This window comes from Acidimangrovimonas sediminis, assembly GCF_002871005.1.
Lineage (GTDB): Bacteria > Pseudomonadota > Alphaproteobacteria > Rhodobacterales > Rhodobacteraceae > Acidimangrovimonas > Acidimangrovimonas sediminis.
In genome coordinates this window covers 78,680-98,918 of sequence record NZ_PHSN01000012.1, presented here as the reverse complement: position 1 = coordinate 98,918, position 20,239 = coordinate 78,680, and the positions used below count along the sequence as shown (strand labels likewise).

Sequence of the window (20,239 nt, the reverse complement as noted above, 5' to 3'; positions counted from 1 at the left end):
GTCTTCCTCTGTTGGTCTAGCCGCGCCTGTTGTTGTGCTGTTCATCGATCGCCCGCGCAGCGGGGTGGGCGCCGGTGATGAGGGAAACGATCTCGTCCGGGTCGGTCTCGGCCCGGGTGCGCTCGGCGATCTTGTGGCCGCGACGGAACACGCACATCCGGTCGGCCACCTCGAACACGTCCGAGATGTTGTGGCTGATCAGGACTACGGCGCAGCCCTGCTCGGCCAGCCGCCGGGCCAGCGACAGGACCTTGCGGGTCTCGGCCACGGCCAGCGCGGCGGTGGGTTCGTCCATGATCACGACCCGCGCCTTGAGGTGCAGCGCCCGGGCGATGGCGACCGCCTGCCGCTGCCCGCCCGACAATCCGCCGACCAGCGCCCGGGTATCGTGGATATGCGCGTCGAGCGTGCGCAGAAGTCCGGCGACCCGGCTGCGCATCTCGGCCCGCCTGAGGAACGGCACGCCAAGGATCCGGCGGGTCAGCTCCTGCCCGAGAAAGACGTTCTCGGCCACGGTCAGGTTTTCCGACAGCGCCAGCTCCTGGTAGATCGTGGCGATCCCGGCGCGCGCGGCGTCCTTGGGCGAGGCGAACTGTACCGCCTCGCCGCCGATCCTGAGCGTGCCGGAGCTGGCCGGATGCGCCCCGGCCAGCACCTTGACGAAGGTGGTCTTGCCCGCCCCGTTGTCGCCGAGAAGGGCCAGAACCTCGCCCGCGCGGATATCCAGATCGACCCCGGCAAGCGCGGTCAGCGCGCCGAAGCGCCGGGTGATGCCGCGGGCCTCGACCAGCGGCGTGCCCGGGGGCGGAACGGCCGCCGACACCGCATCCTCGGGCAGAACCTGGGGGGCGGGCGGGGGCGTCATTTCGCGCTCAGCCAGCGCAGGCAGTTGAGCCAGAGCTGCTGGTAGCCCGGCCAGTCGATGAAGGTCTGCGGCACCCAGTGCGGCCCGACATCCGAGGCCCAGGCGATCGACCGCCCCTCGCCATAGGTTCCGCAGGCCAGCAGCGGGTGGCCGCCCTCCTCCTCGGGCAGGCGGGCGATCACCTCGGCGCCGGGCTTCGGCACGATCTCGTTGGCGCCCAGCAGAAGCGGCCATTCGCCGGAGAGACCTTCGCCCAGCGGGTGGCCCTCGGGGCCGGTCAGCTCCGCCGAGAAGCCGTTTGGCACCTCGATCCGGTCGTCATGGGGCAGGCAGGTCACCGGCAGCACCTGCTCGACCGGGGTGCGGGCCCAGCGGCCCTTGCCGTCGATGCCCTGGAAGGTGAGGTAGCCGCCGATCATCATCAGCCCGCCGCCCCCCAGCGTCCAGTCGCGGAGCAGCTTGAGGCGGTTGGGCCGCGGCTGGCTGCGCAGGAAGACATCGGGCGGCAGCAGAAGGGTGTTCGCCCCGATGTCCGAGATCACGATGATGTCCCAGGCCGTCAGCCCGTCGAGGGTATAGGGCAGCCTGGTCACCGCCTCGTGCGAGGGCATGTAGTCGACATGGAATTCCTCGCCCTCGACCGCGGTGACGAAGGGCTCGCCCCCAAGGTGATAGGCGGCGCTGTTGAACTGGTCGAAACCCTTGTAGTGGGTCTCGGCCGTCAGCCAGCTTTCCCCTAGGAGCAATACGTTCTTAACCATTTCGGACCTTCTTCCTGTGATGTCTGGCGTCTGGCCTGCCCGGCGGGCAGGTCAGCGTGGCGGGCTGCCGGCGCGCGGCGGTGGGCCGACCGAGGCGCGGGGAATGCAGGCCACCGGGATGCGCAGTGTGCGCGGCGCAATCGCGCCGTCGGATCCCGTCGTGGTGATTGCCTCCTCCAGCAGGGCGAAGGCCTCGGCGGCGATCCGGTCGATCGAATGGCGGATCGCGGTGACCGGCGGGTCGAGGAACCCGAGCGGCGCCGCGTCGTCGAAGGTCACCGCCGAGATTTCGCGCCCCAGCCGCAGCCCCGCGTCGCGCAGCACCTCGAGCGCGCCCATGAAGATCGTGTCGCTGCCGAAGAACACGCCTGTCACCTCGGGCATCGTGTCGAGCACTCGGCGCATGGCGCGGCGGCCGTGTTCGTGGGTGTAGTCGCCGGTCAGCTCTGCCGCCACGCGGGCGTCGGGCCCGGCGGCGCGGATGGCCTGCGCCAGCCCCGCGCCGCGTTCGATCGTGCTCATCAGACGGTCGGGGCCGCCGATATAGGCGATCGTCCGGTGGCCGGCATCGGTCAGCGCCTCGCCCGCGAGGCGCCCGCCCTGCACGTTGTCCGAAAAGACCTTGGGCACCCGGCTGTCGGGGATATCCTCGTCGACCAGCACCACCCGGCCGGCATTGGCATTGACGAGACGGGCCAGCGTGCCGTCCTCGTCGATGTGGTTGGTGGCAAACAGCAGCCCGTCGAACAGCCCCTGACCAAGGCGGTCGAAGGTGCGGATCTCGCCCTCGAGCGTGTTCATCGTCGACGACAGGACGACGGTGCGCGCCCCGGCCCGCGCCGCGACCTCCGCAGCGGCGGCAAGGTGGCTGAAGAACGGGTTGGCGATGTCCGGCAGGGCAAGGCCGATGGTGTCCGACCGGCCGCGCGACAGCGACCGTGCGATCGGGTTCGGGCGGTAGTTCAGCTCGGCGATGGCCGCGCGGATCCGCTGGGCGGTCTCGTCGGGCAGCGTGATCGACTGGTTGAGGAACCGCGACACCGTCGCAGGCGCCAGCCCCGCGCGCAGCGCGACGTCCTTGAGCCTTGCGGTTTTGCCGGGTGCTTTCGTCATACCCTATCCTCGAATTGGTAAAGCGGTTTAGTAAACCGGTTTCATAAAGCGATTACCGAAATTCGGCCAGAGATTCCCGGGTGCTGAAATTTCTGGCGGTGGAAACGGCGGCGGGGACATTGCGCATGCGCCCCGGGGCCGGGGAGGGGTCAGCCAAGCTCCTCCCGGCGGGGAATCGCACCGAAGATTCCGTCGCGCGTGACCGAGAGCGAGGCGGCCGCGAGCGCCAGGCGGACGGCGGGGATAAGTTCCTCGCCCCGGGCCAGCGCCGCGGCGAGGTAGCCCACTGCCGTGTCGCCCGCGCCGGAGGTGTCGCGAGCGGTGACCCTGGGCGCCGGCAGGCGGGTCTCGCCCCGCGCATCGGCGAGGATCGCGCCCTCGGCCCCAAGGGTGACGATTGCGGCGCGCCGGGCGATCGCGGCCAGCGCGCGGGCCGCGGGCAGGCCGCCCCTGCCGGTGATCGCCTCGGCCTCGGGGAGGTTGCTGACGACGATATCCGCCAGCGCCGCGGTGCGTTCCGCGGGCCAGTCGATCGGCGCGGTGTTGAACAGCACGAGCGTGCCCGCCGCGCGGGCATAGATGCAGGCGGCGCGGGTCGTTTCCTCGCCGAGATTGCCTTGGACCACAAGGATGTCGTCAGGCAGCAGGTCGCCTAGCAGTTCCGGCACCTCGTCCGGCCCGATCGCCCGAGCGCAATGCGCGGTCGAGGCGATCATGTTCTCGCCATCCTCGGCGACCCAGATGCAGGACAGGTCGGTGGGGTGGTCGGCGCGGCGCCAGCGGGTCTCGAGGCCCGGTTCGGCCTTCAGCGCAAGGGTGAGAATGCGCGCCTCGGCATCCGTTCCCACCGGCGCGATCAGCCGCACCTGCGCCCCGGCACGCGCGGCCGCGACGGCCTGGTTCAGGCCCTTGCCCCCGGGTCCGCGGGCGAGGGTGCGGGCAAGCACCGTCTCGCCCGCGAGGGGCAGGGTGGAAAGGTTCAGCGTCAGGTCGACGGTGGCATTTCCCAGCACGTGGATCATGGGGGTCTCGTCGCGCATGGTCGTGCCCTATCCCCGCATGCGCGCCACCACCTCCATGAAAGCCCGAACGCGCCCGGGGTCCACCAGATGCCACCATTGCCCGTTCTCCTTCAGGGAACTGGCGACGATCACCGCGTCGGCATGCTGGAGAATACCGGTCACGTTCTCGCCGGTGACGCCGCTGCCCACCAGGAGCGGCAGGGCGGAGTGGTCGGCGAAGTGTTTGAGTTCTGCCGGGTCTGCGGCATCGCCGGTGCGCTGGCCGGTGACGATCAGCGCGTCGGCATCGAAGAATTCGGCATCGCGGGCCATCTCGTGCAGGGGGCGGTCGGCGACAATGGCATGGGCGCCGTGCTTGACGTGCACGTCGGCAAAGACCTTGACGTCGCGCGCCCCGATCCAGGCGCGATAGCGCGTCGCGGCGCCGGCGCGGCCCTCCATGAACCCTTCGTTCGCGACATAGGCGTTGGCCCACTGGTTCACGCGGATGAAATCGGCACCGGAGGCCTTGGCCGCGGCAAGCGCGGTGATCGGGGCGTTGGCCAGCACGTTGATCCCTACCGGCCCGCCGACGGCGGCGCGCACCCGGTCAGTCATCACGGCCATCGCCGCGGCGGTCTCGTGACCGATCTCCTCGGGCTTGGCGAAGGGGATGTCGCCGTGGTTCTCGACGATGACGCCGTCGATGCCGTTGTCGCGGTAGCGCTGCGCCTCGGCGGTGGCGTGGTCGTAGATTTCACGCATCGGCGCACCATCGTAGCGGGCCGATCCGGGCAGAGCCATGGCGTGGATCACCCCGATCGCCACCTTGCGGCGGCCGAATAGCGCCTCGATCACGTTGGGCTTGGGGATGAAGACGGGTTGCGGGGTGGTGGCGGGGGCGTTCACGTGGGTATCCTCCTGAAACATCACGCGGGGGGCGGGGGCATCGGTGCGGGATCGGGCAGGGTGTCGGCCGGGACGAGCAGGTCGTCGACGCCCAGCTCGGCCGCCGTGGGGCGCAGTTCCTGAGAGCCGAGGCGGGTGGCGACGCGGTCGGCGCTGGCCACGGCGAAGGGCAGGGCCTCCTCGATCGCGGCGCCATGCAGCCACAGGCCCAGCAACGTGCCGACGATTGCGTCATTGGCGCCGGTCTCGTCGATCGCGCTGTCGCGGCGGGCGGGGCATCGCGCGGTTTCGCCCGACGGGCCAAGGCAGGCGGCGCCGTCCCGCCCGAGCGAGACGACGACCCGGGCCGCCGGTGCCTCCTGGCGGGAGAGGGCCTCGGAAAGCCAGCTCATGGCTGCATCGGGGCGCGCACCGTCCAGCGTTTCGCGCTGTACCACGACAAGGTCGAAAAGTGTCAGAAGCTCATCGACATGGGCGCGGAACCAGGCCGAATCCATCCCGGTGGTGTGAGTCGAGGTCAGGAACCCAGCGCGCCGCGCGGCGTGGACCTGCGCCAGCCGGGCAGCGACCTGGAAGCCCTCGAAATGCAGGCACCAGCGGCGCGGCCCGGGGGCATGGCTGGCGATGAATTCGCCCAGGTCGATCTCGGCCACCTGCACCGGTTCGGCCACGATTGTGCGCTGGCCGCCCGGTTCCACCATCACCATGGCGCGGGCAAGCCGCCCGTCGGCCGCGCCGGACGAGGCGATGACCTCGACCCGGCGCGCGGCAAGCTCGGCCCGGGCCCAGTCGCTGTCGACATCGTTGCCGATCGCGGTGAGGAGCGAGGTCGCGACGGGCCACCCGCCCCCAAGCCCGGCGGCAAGGGCCGCGACGTTCGCGGCCGGCCCGCCGATCGCCTTGGAAATCTCCTGCGCGACCTGGCGCCCCTGCGGGTCTGGCAGCCGGTCGAGCCGCACCATGAAATCGACGCTGACATGCCCCACCACGGTCAGCAGCGGCATCCCTGGAGCGATTTTCGAGACGTCAAAGGCGCCGCGGCGCCGCGAGGTCAGCGACCGGCCGATATCGGCGGGGCGGTAATCGAGCGCGCTGATCGCCTCGGCGATGCGACGGCGCAGGTCGTCGGACAGCCGGACCTGCCCGTTCAGGTAGTTCGACACCGACCCCTTCGCGACGCCGGCCAGCCGGGCGACGTCGGCGATGGTGGCGCGCCGGGCGACGGGGCGGCCGAGGGCGGGGCGGAGCGCCGGGCCCGGTGTCGGACGCCGGGTCATGCCAGCGCCTCCCGCCGGGCGGTGTGCAACAGGTCGAGGCGGCGCCGGAAGGCCGGGCTCATCCGTGCGGTGCTCTCCTCCGCTGCCTGGGGCGGCAGCTCCGCCGAGCGCCAGCAGGCGGCGCGACGGCCGGCGTCGCGATAGCTGTCGGGCCCCGGCGCCTCGGTGCGGCAGCGCGCTTCGGCGAAGGGGCAGCGCGAGGCGAAGGCGCAGCCCGGGGGCAGGTCGAACGGGCTTGGCGGCGCGCCGGCGATCTCGGTCCGGGGGGCGGCGCCCGGACCCGCGAAGAGGCGTGGCGCCGCGGCCAGAAGCATCCGGGTGTAGGGGTGGCGCGGGTCGGCGAAGATCGTCTCCGCCGGGCCTTCCTCGACCAGCCGACCAGCATAAAGCACGCCGATCCGCGCCGCCATGTGCCGCACAACGCCAAGGTCGTGCGAGATGAAGAGGTAGGAGACGCCCAGGTCGCGCTGCAGATCCTCCAGCAGGTTCAGGATCTGTGCCTGGATCGAGACATCAAGGGCCGAGACCGCCTCGTCACAAACGATCAGCTCAGGCTCGACCGCCAGCGCGCGGGCGATGGCGATGCGCTGGCGCGGCCCGCCCGAGAATTCGTGCGGGTAGCGGTGCCGGTGCGCGGGTGACAGGCCCACCGTCGCCAGCAGTTCCTCGACCCGCTGGTCGACTTCTGCACCCCGGCGCAGGCGGTGCAGGCGGATGGGTTCGGCCAGCGCCGTGCCGATCCGCACCCGCGGGTCGAGCGAGCTGAAAGGGTCCTGAAAGATGATCTGCATGCGTCGGCGCAAGCGCTTCAGTTCGCGGCCGGAGAGGGCGCGCAGATCGATGCCGCCGAAGCGGATGGTTCCCGCATCGGCCTCGACCAGCCGCAGCGAGAGGCGGCCAATGGTGGATTTGCCCGACCCGCTTTCCCCCACAAGGCCATAGGTCTCCCCCCGTCCGACCTTAAGCGAGACACCGCCTACCACGTGGGCCACGGCGGCCCCGCCAGCGGTGTAGGACTTGGTCAGGCCGGATAGTTCCAGGATCGGTGGGGTCATCCGAGGGTCTCCTCCAGCGGGGCGCGCCAGCAGGCGACGCGGTGGCCGTCGCCCGCGGATCCGGCAGGCGCGGCGAGCGGTGGAACCTCTGCCATGCAGCGCGTCACGGCAAAGGGGCAGCGCGGGGCGAAGCGGCAGCCGGCGGGCATGTTCCCAGGCGCCGGGACTTGCCCGCCGATCGGGGCCAGCCGCCCACCACCGCTCACGTCCTCGGCCACGAGTCGTGGCATCGAAGCAAAGAGCGACAGTGTATAGGGGTGTTGCGGATCCTCGAAGATCTGCGCGCGGCGGCCTTCCTCGACGATCCGCCCGGCGTAGATCACCGCGACCCGGTCGGCGATTTCCGAGACCACCGCCAGGTCATGGGTGATGAACATCACGGCCGTATCCAGCTCGGCCCGCAATTCGTCGATCAGCCGCAGGATCTGGCTTTGAATCGTGACGTCGAGCGCGGTCGTGGGTTCGTCGGCGATCAGAAGGGCGGGCCGGCAGACCAGCGCCATCGCGATCATCACCCGCTGCCGCAGTCCGCCGGACAGCTGGTGCGGATATTGCGCATAGCGTTGTTCGGGCGCCGGCACGTGCACCTGTCGAAGCATCTCCAGCGCACGGGTCCGGGCTTCACCGGCGTCAAGCCCGTGGTGACGGATGAGCGGCTCGGCGATCTGACGGCCGATCGTCATCACCGGGTTGAGCGAGGTCATCGGCTCCTGGAACACCATCGCCATGCGGTTGCCGCGCAGACGCTCCAGCTGTCGTTCGCCCAGACCGGCAAGGTCGACATCGCCCGCCTTGTCGCCAAGCATCATCCGCGTGGCTGAGATCTGCGCTGCGGGGGGCAGCAGCCCCATCGCGGCCAGCGCCGTCACGCTCTTGCCCGAGCCGGATTCGCCGACGACGCACAGCAGCTCTCCCCGTCCGATGTCCAGGTCGATCCCGTCGAGCACGGGCGCCGCCTGCCCGAACCGCACCGTCAGGTCGCGGATCGAGAGTACCGGGGCCGATGTGTCGGCGTCTTGGGCGGGTGGGGTCTCGGACAACCGGGGTTCCTGTGCGGCGACGGGTGTGGAGGCTTGACGAATCGACTCTTATATTTGCTATTGAACCGGTTCAATCAAATGTTGAACCGGTTCAATATTAAATTTGCCGTCAGAAAGACCCCGACGACGGCCCGACGGAGGGCGCGTGAAAAGGTATCTCCTCTACCGGATTGCCAGTCTCGTCCCGATCCTCTTCGGGGTGTCGGTCGTGGTCTTCCTGCTCGTGCGGCTGATCCCCGGCGATCCTGTGGTGGCGCTCTTGGGGATGGAAGGCAGCCAGAGCGCGATCGACGCGCTGCGCGCGCATTTCGCGCTCAACGCCCCCTTGCCGATGCAATATCTTGTCTGGCTGCGTCACCTGCTCACCGGCGACTTCGGTCAGTCGATCCAGAGTGGCCAGGCGGTACTTCCGATGCTGCTGGGGGCGCTGGTGCCGACGCTGTGGCTCTCGCTGGCGGCGACCGCGGTGTCGCTGATCATCGCGATCCCGGCGGGCGTGGTGGCCGCGACGCGACGCGATGGGCCGGCGGACTTCGGGGCTTCACTACTGGCCCTGTTCGGGCTGTCGATGCCCAGCTTCTGGATCGGCGTCCTGCTGATCCTGGGCTTCACGATCTACCTGCCGCTGCTGCCGGCCTCGGGATACGTCGCGCCCTCGACGGATTTCAGCGGCTTCCTTGCCCACATCATCCTGCCGGCGATCACGCTGGGTACGGCGCTGGCGGCCTCGGTGATGCGGATGACGCGATCTGCGATGCTGGACGTGCTCGGTGCTGATTTCGTCCGGACCGCGCGGGCCAAGGGCCTGCCCCGGCGGCAGGTGATCTGGCGCCACGCCTTCGGCAACGCGCAGATCCCGATCATCACCCTGCTGGGAATTCAGTTCGGCCAGCTTCTGGGCGGAGTGGTGATCACCGAGACGGTGTTTTCCTGGCCCGGAATCGGCAAGCTGACGGTCGATGCGATCTTTGCCCGCGACTACCCGGTGGTGCAGGGCGCGGTGCTGCTGACGGCGGCGCTCTTCGTGCTGGTGAACCTCCTGACCGACATGGTCTATGCGCTGGTCGATCCGCGCCTGAGGCGGTCATGAGCACCGTGGCGGTCAACCCGCCGGGCAGGCTTCGCCGCCTTGGACGCAGGCCCCGCGCGCTGGTCGGGTTCGTACTGGTCGCGATCGCCGTGTTCGCGGCAATCTTTGCGCCCTGGCTCACCCCCTACACGCCGGTACAGCCGGACTTCGGCGCGATGCTCTCGGGGCCCACGCTGGCGCATCCGTTCGGCACCGACGACCTTGGCCGCGACGTTCTGACCCGGGTGCTTTACGGCGCGCGGGTGTCGCTGCTGATCGGGACGGTCAGCGTTGCCGTCTCGTTGATCGGGGGCGCGCTTCTGGGCAGCGTGGCAGGTTATGCCGGCGGCTGGGTGGACGGGGCGATCATGCGGGCGATGGACATCGTCTTCGCCTTCCCGAGCATCCTTCTGGCACTTGGGATCACGGCGGTCCTCGGGCCAAGCCTCGGCAACGCGATCCTGGCGATCGCGGTGGTCAACCTGCCGGTCTTCGCGCGGATCGCCCGGGCACAGACGCTCGTCGTCATCAGCCTCGACTTTGTCGAGGCGAAGCGCGCTCTCGGCTTCGGGGCGGTGCATATCCTGACCCGCACCGTGCTGCCCAACATCGCGACGCCGCTGGTGGTGCAGGGCTCGCTCTTGTTCGCCGCGGCGATCATCACCGAATCCTACCTGTCGTTCCTGGGCCTAGGGGCGCAGCCGCCGACTGCGACCTGGGGCACGATGCTGCACGACGCGATCGGCTTCCTTTCGCTCGCGCCCAGCCTCGCCTGGTTCCCGGGAATGGCGATCTTCCTCACGGTCATGGGTTTCAACCTGCTTGGCGATGCCATGCGCGATGCCCTCGACCCAAGAAGCGACTGAAACACAAACAACAGGGTAGACAATGAAAAGACGTTCATTCCTTGCCGCGGGTGCGGCACTCGGGGGGCTTTCCGGCCTCGGGCTGCGGGCCAGCTATGCCGCCGCGACCGACACGCTCGACATCGCGGTGATCTCGGACCCGGTGACGCTGGATCCGGCGCTGATGGCCTCGTTCTTCGAGGTTGCCGTGCAATACAACATCTTCGAGCCGCTGGTGCATGTCACCCCCAAGCTCGAGGCCCAGCCCGGCCTTGCGCAGTTCAAGAGCGTGGACGAGACGACCTATGTCATGACACTGCGCGACGGGCTGACCTTCCATGACGGGACGCCGGTCGATGCCAAGGCGGTGAAGGCCAACTTCACCCGCTACATGGACCCCAAGACCGGATCTCCGCGCGCAAGCGAGCTGGGCCCGGTCAAGAGCGTCGACATCACCGGTGAGAAGGAGGTGACGATCAAGCTCTCGGCCCCTTATGCGCCGTTCCTTCAGGTCCTGTCGAACCGGGCGGGCATGATGGTGTCGCCGGCGGCGGTGGAGAAGCTGGGCGCGGATTTCGCTACCCAGGCGGTCGGTGCGGGGCCCTACAAAGTGGTCAGCTGGACCAAGAACTCGGAGCTGGTCCTCGAGGCGTTCGACGGATACTGGCGCGGGGCGCCGGCGTTCAAGCGCGTCGTCTTCCACCCGATCCCGGACGAGACGGTGCGCCTCAACAACCTGCGGTCGGGCACGGTGCAGCTGATCGACGGTGTCGCGCCGCAGCTGGCCAAGCAGGTGCAGGGCGACAGCAAGTTGACGCTGAAGAAGATGGCGGGCCTCGGCTTCAACGCGTTTTCCTTCAACACCACCGCTGCACCCTTCGACAAGCCCGAGGTGCGACGCGCCTTCTCGATGGCGATCGACCCCGAGACCATCGTGAAAGCGGCCTATTTCGGAAGCGCCTCGCCTGCCTTCGGGCCGATCCCGCCGTCGATCGGTTGGGCTTTCGACGCCGCACTGAAGGCGCCGCGCAACGACCCCGCGGGGGCCAAGGCGGCGCTGAAAAAGGCGGGCATCACCACGCCGGTGCCGGTCGAGATCACGGTGACCAACTCCCCCATATACGTCCGTATCGCGCAGATCCTGCAGGCGCAGGCGAATGCGGCGGGGTTCCAGGTGAAGATCAACCAGATCGACGCGACCAGCCTGATCACCGTGCTGCGCAAGCGCACGTTCGATCTGTGCATGTCGCCGTGGTCGGGCCGCTCCGACCCGGATGGCAACATGTACAACTACTTCACCACGGACGGGCCGAACAACTTTGCCGGCTGGAAGAACGACACCGTCGACGGCCTGCTGAAGAAGGCCCGGACCGAGACCGACCAATCTGCGCGTGCCAAGCTATACGACCAGGCGCAGAAGGAGATCGTCGACGGGGCGCCGATGCTCTTCGTGGCCTTCCCGGAGACGCTTCAGGCCTCCGAGGCTTCGGTCGACTGGATGCAATATCCGGACGGCGCGCTGCGGCTGCAATTCGCGAAACCTGCCTGATCACGGGCGCCGACGGGCCGCGCATCGCGCCTCGCCGGCGCCCTCTCCATTCCGCGTGAAGCGAGAATACGGCGTGGAGGCGCCACCTCGATGCCTTCGCCATCGCTGGCGGCAGGCTGAGGCGGCGCCTTGTTTCCGGGATGCGACCCCATCGCCCTGGGGATGAGCTGCACGAATGGATGTTCGCGACCCCGGTGGACCCCCTTGATGCCACAGGCGCGGCGCCGGCGAATTGACGGCGCGCAACGGGTCGGCCGGAGCCTGTTGCCCTTGCAGCCGATGCCACCCGCGCAAGCCATGTTGACAGCGGTCAATGCCGGGGGGCCGCGGGCCGCGCGACCCTTGCGCGATGGCTGGGTGGGCGCGGTCGTCCCGGCCCTGTACCTTGCCTGGCGAAGGAGACTGGCGAAGGAGACAGGAATGGACCCGCCGTCCTGCCTTTACAGGGGGGCCGAGCAGCCCGAGTACCGGGGGTTCCGGCTTGCGCCCGGAGTCGGCCGTACCGAGCTGGACGGGACGCCCTTCTACCGGCTGCGGCTGTTTCGCCCCGCCGGCGGTGCGCGGGGGGCGCCGGTGCTGATCGTGCCGCCGCTGTCGGGGCATTTCCCGGTGCTTCTGCGCGACATGGTGCTGGGGTTCCTGGAGGAGGCGCCGGTCGCCGTGATCGACTGGGCCAACGTCCGGCACGTTCCGCTCGCGGCGGGAACCTTCGGCCTTGGCGACAACATCGCCGCGATCCGGCGCGCGATCGTGGCGCTTGGTCCGGGGGTCTCGGTCGTGGCGCTGTGCCAGGCCGGTGTGCCGGCGCTTGCGGCGGTGGCCGATCTTGCCGCCGCCGGGGGTCGAGACGAAGCCGCCCCCGCCGCGCTGAGCCTGGTCGCCGCCCCGATCGACCCGCTGGCGAACCCGACGGCGGTGGTCGACCTGATCCGGGCACACAGCCGCTACTGGTACGATATCGTGCCGACCGCGACGGTCCCGCCCGGCCCGGCGGGACAGGGCCGCTGGGTCTATCCCGCCACCACCCAGCTTGCGGCGCTGCACGCCTACCTCGGCCGTCAGCTCGAGGCGGATACGGAACTCGCGCGCAAGCTTGCGCGCGACGACGGGGCCGACCCGGCGCGTTTTCCCTTCCTCGACCTCTACACCTCGATCATGGATGTCGACGCCCGCCATTTCGCCGAGAACATCGACGCCGTCTTCCTGCGCCGCCTGTTGCCGCGCGGGGCACTGACGTTCGAGGGCCGGACGATCGACCCCGGCGTGATCCGCCGCACGGTCCTGACGACGGTAGAGGGCGGCGCCGACGACATCGCGGCGCCGGGCCAGACCGTGGCGGCGCAGGCGCTCTGCCCTGCCTTGCCCGCGGGTGCGCGGCACGGCCTGGTGGTGCCGGAGGCCGGGCACTTCTCGCTCTTCCATGGCGAGGTCTGGCGGCGCGAGGTACTGCCGTTTCTGCGGTCGACCGGCATCGGTGCGCCGGGGCCGGCCCCCGCCCCCTGAACCGGCCCCCGCCCCGCTTGCAGATCCGTCCACGGGCCATCCGGGCGCGCGCATTCCTAGGCCGGGCCAGGATCGGGGGTGGCGAGGGCCAGGTGATGCTCGATCCGCCAGAGGTGATAGGTGACGCGGTGAAGCCAGCGCACGGCATCGAGCCGCTGGCCAAGCTCATCCGCCGGGATCCGGCCCTCGGTGGCGTCGGTCACGATGCGGCTGCGATAGCTTTCGCGGTATTTCCTCAGCAGCCGCCTGACCCGGTTGAAGCGGCGCTCCTGCATTGCCGGGTCGTGCGCGGCCCCGGCCTCCGCCGACAGCGCGGCCAGCAGCCCGGCGAACCGGCGCAGATGCCTGTCGGCGGACAGGGTGGCGATGCGGTCTTGCTGCAGCAGGCGGAAGTGCAGCCGCCGGCTGTGGTCGATCCCGTGCAGGACGGAGGCGAGGCGGGCGCTTTCGGCCGCCCCGGCGCCGGGGCGGGGGATCTCCTCGACGAAACTGTCGAGCTCCGAGAGGGCGGCGCGGATGGTGCGCAGGGCGTCCCGGTCCTCGCGCGGGGCGTCGGGGCGGTGCAGGCGCCGGGACAACAGGCCGGACTGCGCCTCGGCGATCGCCGCGAGGGTGGCGATCGCGGCATCTGTGGCCGCGCGGGGATCGCCCAGCATCTCGCGGCCCAGCCGGCGGGTCAGCGTCAGCCCGCGTTCCGGCACGATCAGCATCACGAGATGGGCAAAGGCGCCGGCGAACGGCAGGATTAGCACGACCCCGAGAAGGTTGAACCCCGAGTGGAACGCGACAAGGGCGATCTGGCTGTCGAGATGCAGGCCCCCCGGCCCGGCGAGGCTGCCCGCCGGACCGAGCAGCAGGAAGGCCATCACGCCTGTCAGGCAGTTGTAGATCACGTGCGACAACCCGGTGCGCCGCGCCGCGGTCGATCCACCCAGCGTCGCCAGCGCGGCCGTTCCGGTGGTGCCCACGTCCATGCCGATCACCAGCGCCATCGCCTGTGGCAGGTTGATCACCCCGGCGCCGACCAGGGCCAGCGCGGTTGTCACCCCGGCGCTGGAGGATTGGGTGATCAGTGTGATGCAGGTCCCGGCGAGGATCAGCCCCAGCCGTCCCGTCAGGGTGTCATGCGGAAAACTGGCGGGGGTCAGCACCCCTTCGAGGCCCGAAAGCCCCGATTTCAGCACGTCGATGCCAAGGAAGATAAGCGCGAACCCGGCCAGGGCGGTGCCGGCCATCTGCAACCGCGCGCCGCCGAAGAGGCGGGCAAGCGCGCCGACGAAGACGAGCGGCAGGGTGATCTGCCCGAGGTCGAGCTTGAAGCCCAGGATCGCGGCAAGCCAGCCGGTGATCGTGGTGCCTACGTTGGCGCCGAAGATGATGCCGAGGGCTTGTGGAAAGCTCAGCAGCCCCGCGCTGACGAAGCCCACGGCGGTGACGGTGCTCGCGCTCGACGATTGCACCAGCGCCGTCGCGGCCGCGCCGGTGATCGCCCCGCTCAGCGGCGTGCCGGTGAAACGCGCAAGCGCCCGGCGAAGCGTGCGCCCCGCCAGGGCCTGAAGCCCCTCGGTCAGCCAGATCATCCCCAGAAGGAACAACCCGACCCCACCGAGGGCGTGAATCGCGCCCATGATCATGGGGCGAGTATTCGCCGACCCGGCCGCGCGCGCCCTTGACCCATGTCAACGACCTGCGCGCGGTTTCGGGCCATGGTGGCCGGGCGAAAGGACATCCCATGACCCAGCCCAAGCCCCCCGCCCCGGGATCCGACGATCAGCCGCCGTTCTGGACCAGCCCCTTCAACCTGCTCTGGCTGGTCATGATCGGGGTCCTGGCCGCGCTTCTCATGGTGCCCTCCGGATCGGGGGGGGTGCAGACGGTGCCCTACAGCCAGGTCAAGCAGATGATCCGGCAAGGCACGGTCGGCGCGGCCGAACTGTCCGACCACAGCATCACCGTGACGCCGCGCGACGCCTCCGGGGCCGCGCCCGCCCCGGCTGGCGGAAGCACGGCGGGCGAGGCCCCCACCGCCTATCGTGCCGTGACGCCCGAGCAGGGCGACCCCGAGCTGTTGCCACTGCTGGAACAGAAGAACGTGACGATCACGGCCCGGGCGCCCTCGGGCACCTCGTACCTGGCCTTTCTGCTGCCGTGGATCGTGCTGATCGGCTTCTACATCTGGTTTCAGCGCCGGATGCTTGGCCAGATGGGCGGGGGCTTGGGCCCCGGCGGGATGGGAGAGCTGTTCCGTGGCCGGTTCTCGAAGCCCACCGAACAGAAGAGCCGCATCACATTCGACGACGTTGCGGGGCAGGACCAGGCCAAGAAGGAGGTCGCCGAGCTGGTCGAGTTCCTGCGCGAGCCCGAGAGGTTCCACAAGGTGGGCGCCGAGGTTCCGCACGGCGTGCTTCTGATGGGCCCGCCCGGCACCGGCAAGACGCTTCTGGCCAAGGCGCTGGCGGGAGAGGCCGACGTGCCCTTCTTCTCGACCTCGGGGTCGGAGTTCATCGAGGTCTTCGTGGGGGTCGGCGCGGGCCGGGTGCGGCGGATGTTCGAGGCGGCGCGCAAGGCCGCCCCCTCCGTCGTCTTCATCGACGAGCTCGACAGCATCGGCCGGACCCGGGGCACCGGCCTTGGCGGCGGGCATGACGAGCGCGAGCAGACGCTCAACCAGATCCTCGCCGAACTCGACGGTTTCGACGACAAGGCCGCCGTGGTGGTGCTGGCCGCGACCAACCGCCCCGACGTGCTCGATCCCGCGCTCCTGCGTCCGGGCCGGTTCGACCGGCATGTCGAGCTGAACCTGCCCGACAAGACGGCAAGGCGGGCGATCCTGGGCATTCATGCCCGCAAGCTGCCGATCGGCGATCCCGCCGACCTCGACACGATCGCGGCCGGAACGCCGGGGTTTTCCGGCGCGGATCTGAAGAACCTGCTGAACGAAGCCGCGATCGCGGCGGCGCGGCGCGATGCCGCGACCGTCACCGCGGCAGACCTCGAGGAGGCCCGCGACAAGGTGATGATGGGCACGGTCCGCACCCTTGCGATCCAGCCCGACGAGAAGCATCGCCTTGCGGTGCACGAGGCGGGCCATACCGCCGCGGCCTTCTACACGCCGGGGGCAGATCCGCTTTACAAGGTGACGATCATCCCGCGCGGTCGGGCCCTTGGCGGTACACACATGCTGGAGACGGAGGAGCGCCACACCCTGGCCGAGGATTATCTGCACGGCCAGCTCGTCATCCTGCTGGCGGGTCGCGCGGCCGAGAAGGCGCTGACCGGTACGGTCAGTTCCGGTGCCGACGACGACATCAAGCGCGCGACGGCATTGGCGCGTTCGATGGTGGCGCGCTGGGGCATGGATGAGGGCCTTGGCCCGATCGACCTCCGTCAGAGCGAAGATCACCCCTTCCTCGGCCAATCCATCGCCCAGCCCCGCGCCCATGCCGACGGCACCGCCGCCCGGGTCGATGCGGCGGTGATCGCGCTGCTGAAGGAGGCCGACGCGACGGCCGCGCGGATCATCGCCGATCACCGCCCGCAGGTGCTGCACCTAGTGCAGGAACTGGAACGCCACGAGATCCTCGAGGCGGACCAGATCGCCGCCTGCCTCGGCTCCGGCGGCAAGGTCAGCCCGCTGAAGCTGCCGGCCGTCGACACCGTGGACCGGTCGCGCCCCTGAGGCATTGCCGGGGCAGGCCTGTCAGGTGCCGCAGGAGCGGGTGCGCGTTACCGCAACCCGCGCGCCGCGTGGGGTGTCTCAGGACGGGATCGCGCCGTGGTGGCCCAGCACCCCGGCCGAGACCCGGGTCGCCTGCGCGACCGCCCCGGACGCGGCAACGCCCGACATCCGCGCCGCGAGGTAGCCGCCGTTGAAGCCGTCGCCCGCGCCGGTCGCATCCACCACCCGGGCCAGCGGCGGCACGTCGAATATGGCGATCTCGCCCTCCTGCCAGAGGGTTACGGGCTTCGGCCCGTCCTTGACCACGATCTCGGCCGCGCCCGCTGCGGCATAGCGGCGGCAGGTGGCCTGCGGATCCGCGTCGCCGAAATGCACCGCCTCGTCGTCGAAGCTGGGCAGGACGATATCGCTCAGCGCTGCGGCGCCCTCGATCACCCGCCGCATCACCGCCGCGTCTTCCCAGAGCGCCGGGCGGATGTTCGGATCGAAGGCCAGCCGCGCCCCCTCCGCCTTCGCGGCCCCGAGCGCCGCGTGCAGCCGCGCGCGCGCGTCGGACGACAGGATCGCCAGCGTGATGCCCGAGAAATAGAGCATCGCCTGACCCGCGAAGGCGGCGCGCAGGACGTCCTCGTCCTCGGCCATCAGGCGGGCGGCGGAGCGGTCGCGCCAGTAGGTGAAATGGCGGTCGCCGTCCTTCTGCTCGATCATGTAGAGGCCGGGCCGGCGGTCGGCCACGGTCACGATGCGGTCGGTGCCGATACCCCCGGCATTCAGGAACTCCCGCATCCGGGCCGACATCGTATCGGTGCCGAGGGCGGTGAAGTAGCCCACCGGAATCCCGTCGGGCAGGTGCCGCCGCGCGTGCCACGCGGTGTTCAGCGTGTCGCCGGCAAACCCCTGCCGGTAAAGCGCATTCTCGCCGCCCGACAGCTCGATCATGCATTCGCCGATGGCGAGAAGGCCGCCGGTCACAGCACCGCCCCGATCTTCCACGGCACGAATTCGTTGTCGCCGTAGCCGAATTCCTCGGAGGCGGTGTGCCGGCCCGAAGCCACGTCGAGCAGAAGGTCGTAGATCCGCTGCCCCATCTCGGCCAGCGGTGTGCCCGCCTCGACCACGCCGCCGCAGTCGAGATCGATATCCTCGGGCATGGAACGCGCGAGGTCGCTGTTCGAGGCAAGCTTGATCGAGGGGGTGGGCTTGGCGCCGAAGCACGACCCGCGGCCGGTGGTGAAGGCGATCAGGTTGGCGCCGGACGCGACCTGCCCGGTCGCCGCGACCGGGTCGTATCCGGGGCTGTCCATGTAGACGAAGCCGGGCCGGTCGATCGCCTCGGCATAGGCATAGGCGCCCGACACCGGCGACAGCCCGCCCTTGGCCACCGCGCCCAGAGATTTCTCGAGGATAGTGGTCAGGCCGCCCTTCTTGTTGCCGGGGCTCGGGTTGTTGTCGAGCGAGGCGCCGTTGCGCGCGGCATAGTCGCGCCACCAGTCGATCATCGCGGCGATGCGCGCGCCGGTCTCGGGTTCGGCACGGGCGATCAGCAGGTGCTCGGCGCCGAAGATCTCGGGCGTTTCCGACAGGATCGAGGTGCCGCCCGCCGCGACCAGCATGTCCGAAGCCACGCCGAGCGCGGGATTTGCGGTGATCCCCGAAAAGCCATCGGAGCCGCCGCATTGCATCCCCAGGACCAGCTTCGACACCGGCTGTTCGCTGCGCGTGTCGCCATTGGCCAGCGCGGCGATCGGATCGAGCAGTTCCAGCGCCCGCTTCACCGCCGAGCGCGATCCGCCGACCTCCTGGATGTTGAACGTCTTGAACCGCTCGCGGGTCCAGTCGGTGGGCTTGTAGAGCGTGAGCTGGTTGACCTCGCATCCAAGCCCGACGATCAGCACGCCGCCGAAATTGGGATGGTCGCGGTATCCCTTGAGCGTGCGCACCAGCGCATCGAAGCCCTCGCCCTGGTTCGCCATGCCGCAGCCCTGATCGTGCACGATCGGGGCGAAGCCGTCGATGTTGGGATATTTCGGCAGCAGGGTCCGGTTCGCCTCGGCCGCGATCGCATCGCAGACGGTGGTGGAACAGTTGACCGAGGCGATCACCCCGATGAAGTTGCGGGTGCCGACCCGCCCGTCGGGGCGCGCGAAGCCCATGAAGGTGGTGCGGGTCGGGGCCGCGGGGCGATCCCCCTTGATCGCGGCCTGATCGGAATGCCCTTCCGGCAGGGCGCAGTTCTGCACGTGGACATGGGCACCCAGGGCGATGTCGGCCGAGGCGACCGCCATGATCTGTCCGTATTTCACCACCGGTTCGCCCGCCTTCATGGCACGGCGGGCGATCTTGTGCCCGCGCGGGATCGCCTCCAGCGCGGTCAGGCCGTCGCGGGTCTCGCCCGCGGCCATGTCGGACAGCGCGACCGCGACCGTATCGGACGGGTCGAGGATCATCAGGGATGGCTTGGACATGCGCTTACGCTCCTTTCGCGACGATCGCGTCGAGGACCGGGGCAGGGTGGCCGGGGGCCACGTCGCGCACCCAGGTCAGGAAGGCCGCGATCCGGCGTTCGATCTTCTGGGGGTGGTTCTGGGCGATGTCGGCGATGCGGTGATCGAGGAAGGGATTGGCGAACCGCTCAAGCGTCGTGGCCAGGTAGGCGCGGGCCATGTCCTCCATGCCGCGCGCGGCGAAACCGGGCATCACCTCGGCCTCCATCACGGCGCGCAGCCGGTCGCCCTCGGGTCCGGCAACGAGGTCGCGCACGATGGCGCCCGGGGCCGCGCCCCCCTCGCGCCAGAACGCGGCAAGCGCGGTATGGCCGAGGTTCAGGATGTGCAGTTTCAGACGTTCGATCGTTTCCAGCCGCGCGACGACCTGCACCGCGGGGTGATCCACAGGGGCCGCAAGCCCCGGCTGCGCCTCGATCGCCCAGAGCGCGTAGGGCTCGGCCACCGCGCCCACCGGGTCGATCGGCTCGGAGACGATGCGGTCCACCAGGCTGTTGACCCAGAGGCAGCGTTGCAGCCAGCCGGTCAGCGCGGGACCCGCGCCTTGCGCGGCCGCGATCTCCAGCACCCGGGTCCTCAGCACGGTGCCATTGTCGGGCACCAGCTCCATCGGGAAAATGGTGAGCGGGTCGCGCCCCGCACGCTGCCTTGCCGCCAGCAGGTGGTAAAGCTTGGCCGGATAGCTTTGCCCCTGCGAGGGCGCGGCGTCGGTGTCGGCGGGGCGCGGTTCATACCCGCTGTCGCCGGTGTTCGACAGGATCGCCTCGGCCTCGTCGGTGACGACCCGCGACAGTTCGGCCCAGTCGGAGGCGGTCGAGAGGGTGCGCGCGACGCTGGTCACGCGGCGTTCCTCGTCGACGACCCGGCCGTTCTCGATTCCGCGGATCCGCACCGGGTAGCCGCCCGGCGCCGCCAGCGCCGCCAGCCGCCCCGCCCGCGCCGGATCGCCCGAACTTTGCACGACGGTGATTGCGCGCCGGGGGCTGCCCTCTGACAGGAACAGATCGGCATGGGCCTGCAGGAAGCGCGAGGTGCCGAACTGGACGATAGGGGTGCGGGGGGCGGCCAT

Annotated in this window: 17 protein-coding genes; 5 read left to right on the top strand and 12 right to left on the bottom strand. The window is 69.9% G+C overall.

All coding sequences use genetic code 11. The features are described from left to right. Positions 1-16 precede the first annotated feature (16 nt). The 8 genes from CVV76_RS11580 to CVV76_RS11545 form a co-directional block, all read right to left on the bottom strand. Positions 17-865 (bottom strand): ATP-binding cassette domain-containing protein, encoded by an 849-nt coding sequence (locus CVV76_RS11580; RefSeq protein ID WP_102224805.1) that lies wholly within the window; start codon positions 863-865, stop codon positions 17-19. Continuing rightward, on the bottom strand, positions 862-1,626 hold the full coding sequence (locus CVV76_RS11575; RefSeq protein ID WP_102224804.1) for a glutamine amidotransferase: 765 nt from the start codon (positions 1,624-1,626) through the stop codon (positions 862-864). The genes CVV76_RS11580 and CVV76_RS11575 overlap by 4 nt, the downstream gene beginning before the upstream one ends. Positions 1,627-1,677: 51 nt before the next feature. Next, the gene (locus tag CVV76_RS11570) at positions 1,678-2,739 is read right to left on the bottom strand and encodes a LacI family DNA-binding transcriptional regulator (protein WP_102224803.1); all 1,062 of its coding nucleotides are present in this window, start codon (positions 2,737-2,739) and stop codon (positions 1,678-1,680) included. Positions 2,740-2,888: 149 nt separating this feature from the next. Beyond that, positions 2,889-3,779, bottom strand: a complete 891-nt coding sequence (locus tag CVV76_RS11565) for a PfkB family carbohydrate kinase (RefSeq protein WP_102224802.1) — start codon at positions 3,777-3,779, stop codon at positions 2,889-2,891. 9 nt (positions 3,780-3,788) lie between these two features. Beyond that, entirely contained in the window at positions 3,789-4,649 is an 861-nt protein-coding gene (locus tag CVV76_RS11560) for a BtpA/SgcQ family protein (RefSeq protein ID WP_233192822.1), read from the bottom strand. Between the two features lie 20 nt (positions 4,650-4,669). Further along, complete coding sequence (locus CVV76_RS11555) at positions 4,670-5,926, bottom strand: carbohydrate kinase family protein (protein ID WP_102224800.1); 1,257 nt, start codon at positions 5,924-5,926, stop codon at positions 4,670-4,672. Continuing rightward, on the bottom strand, positions 5,923-6,981 hold the full coding sequence (locus CVV76_RS11550) for an ABC transporter ATP-binding protein (RefSeq protein ID WP_102224799.1): 1,059 nt from the start codon (positions 6,979-6,981) through the stop codon (positions 5,923-5,925). The genes CVV76_RS11555 and CVV76_RS11550 overlap by 4 nt, the downstream gene beginning before the upstream one ends. Further along, the gene (locus tag CVV76_RS11545) at positions 6,978-8,021 is read right to left on the bottom strand and encodes an ABC transporter ATP-binding protein (RefSeq protein ID WP_102224798.1); all 1,044 of its coding nucleotides are present in this window, start codon (positions 8,019-8,021) and stop codon (positions 6,978-6,980) included. The genes CVV76_RS11550 and CVV76_RS11545 overlap by 4 nt, the downstream gene beginning before the upstream one ends. Before the next feature lie 145 nt (positions 8,022-8,166). On the opposite strand from CVV76_RS11545, the gene CVV76_RS11540 reads away from it, so the two are divergent. From CVV76_RS11540 to CVV76_RS11525, 4 genes are all read left to right on the top strand, one after another. After that, positions 8,167-9,111: an ABC transporter permease gene (locus CVV76_RS11540; RefSeq protein WP_102224797.1), complete on the top strand. Its 945-nt coding sequence runs from the start codon at positions 8,167-8,169 to the stop codon at positions 9,109-9,111. Next, the gene (locus CVV76_RS11535) at positions 9,108-9,956 is read left to right on the top strand and encodes an ABC transporter permease (protein WP_102224796.1); all 849 of its coding nucleotides are present in this window, start codon (positions 9,108-9,110) and stop codon (positions 9,954-9,956) included. The genes CVV76_RS11540 and CVV76_RS11535 overlap by 4 nt, the downstream gene beginning before the upstream one ends. 22 nt (positions 9,957-9,978) lie before the next feature. Next, positions 9,979-11,484 carry an ABC transporter substrate-binding protein gene (locus CVV76_RS11530; RefSeq protein WP_102224795.1) on the top strand — a complete coding sequence of 502 codons (1,506 nt, stop codon included), beginning with the start codon at positions 9,979-9,981 and terminating at the stop codon, positions 11,482-11,484. A gap of 420 nt (positions 11,485-11,904) precedes the next feature. Then, entirely contained in the window at positions 11,905-12,987 is a 1,083-nt protein-coding gene (locus tag CVV76_RS11525; RefSeq protein WP_158243141.1) for an alpha/beta hydrolase family protein, read from the top strand. 56 nt (positions 12,988-13,043) lie between these two features. On the opposite strand, the gene CVV76_RS11520 is transcribed toward CVV76_RS11525, so the two are convergent. Continuing rightward, positions 13,044-14,621, bottom strand: a complete 1,578-nt coding sequence (locus tag CVV76_RS11520; protein WP_102224793.1) for a Na/Pi cotransporter family protein — start codon at positions 14,619-14,621, stop codon at positions 13,044-13,046. Between the two features lie 98 nt (positions 14,622-14,719). Between CVV76_RS11520 and ftsH the strand changes: the two genes are divergently transcribed. Then, complete coding sequence (gene ftsH / locus CVV76_RS11515; RefSeq protein ID WP_233192821.1) at positions 14,720-16,666, top strand: ATP-dependent zinc metalloprotease FtsH; 1,947 nt, start codon at positions 14,720-14,722, stop codon at positions 16,664-16,666. A gap of 78 nt (positions 16,667-16,744) precedes the next feature. Here the strand turns inward: ftsH and CVV76_RS11510 are convergent, their stop codons facing one another. Genes CVV76_RS11510 through CVV76_RS11500 form a run of 3 tightly spaced genes read right to left on the bottom strand, consistent with a single transcriptional unit; the run spans position 16,745 to position 20,239 of the window. Beyond that, positions 16,745-17,638, bottom strand: a complete 894-nt coding sequence (locus CVV76_RS11510) for a sugar kinase (RefSeq protein ID WP_102224792.1) — start codon at positions 17,636-17,638, stop codon at positions 16,745-16,747. Further along, a complete protein-coding gene (locus CVV76_RS11505; RefSeq protein WP_102224791.1) occupies positions 17,635-19,131 on the bottom strand; it encodes a UxaA family hydrolase in 1,497 nt (498 codons plus the stop codon). The genes CVV76_RS11510 and CVV76_RS11505 overlap by 4 nt, the downstream gene beginning before the upstream one ends. Positions 19,132-19,135: 4 nt before the next feature. Then, positions 19,136-20,239, bottom strand: coding sequence for a mannitol dehydrogenase family protein (locus CVV76_RS11500; RefSeq protein WP_102224790.1), 1,104 nt, complete (start codon positions 20,237-20,239; stop codon positions 19,136-19,138).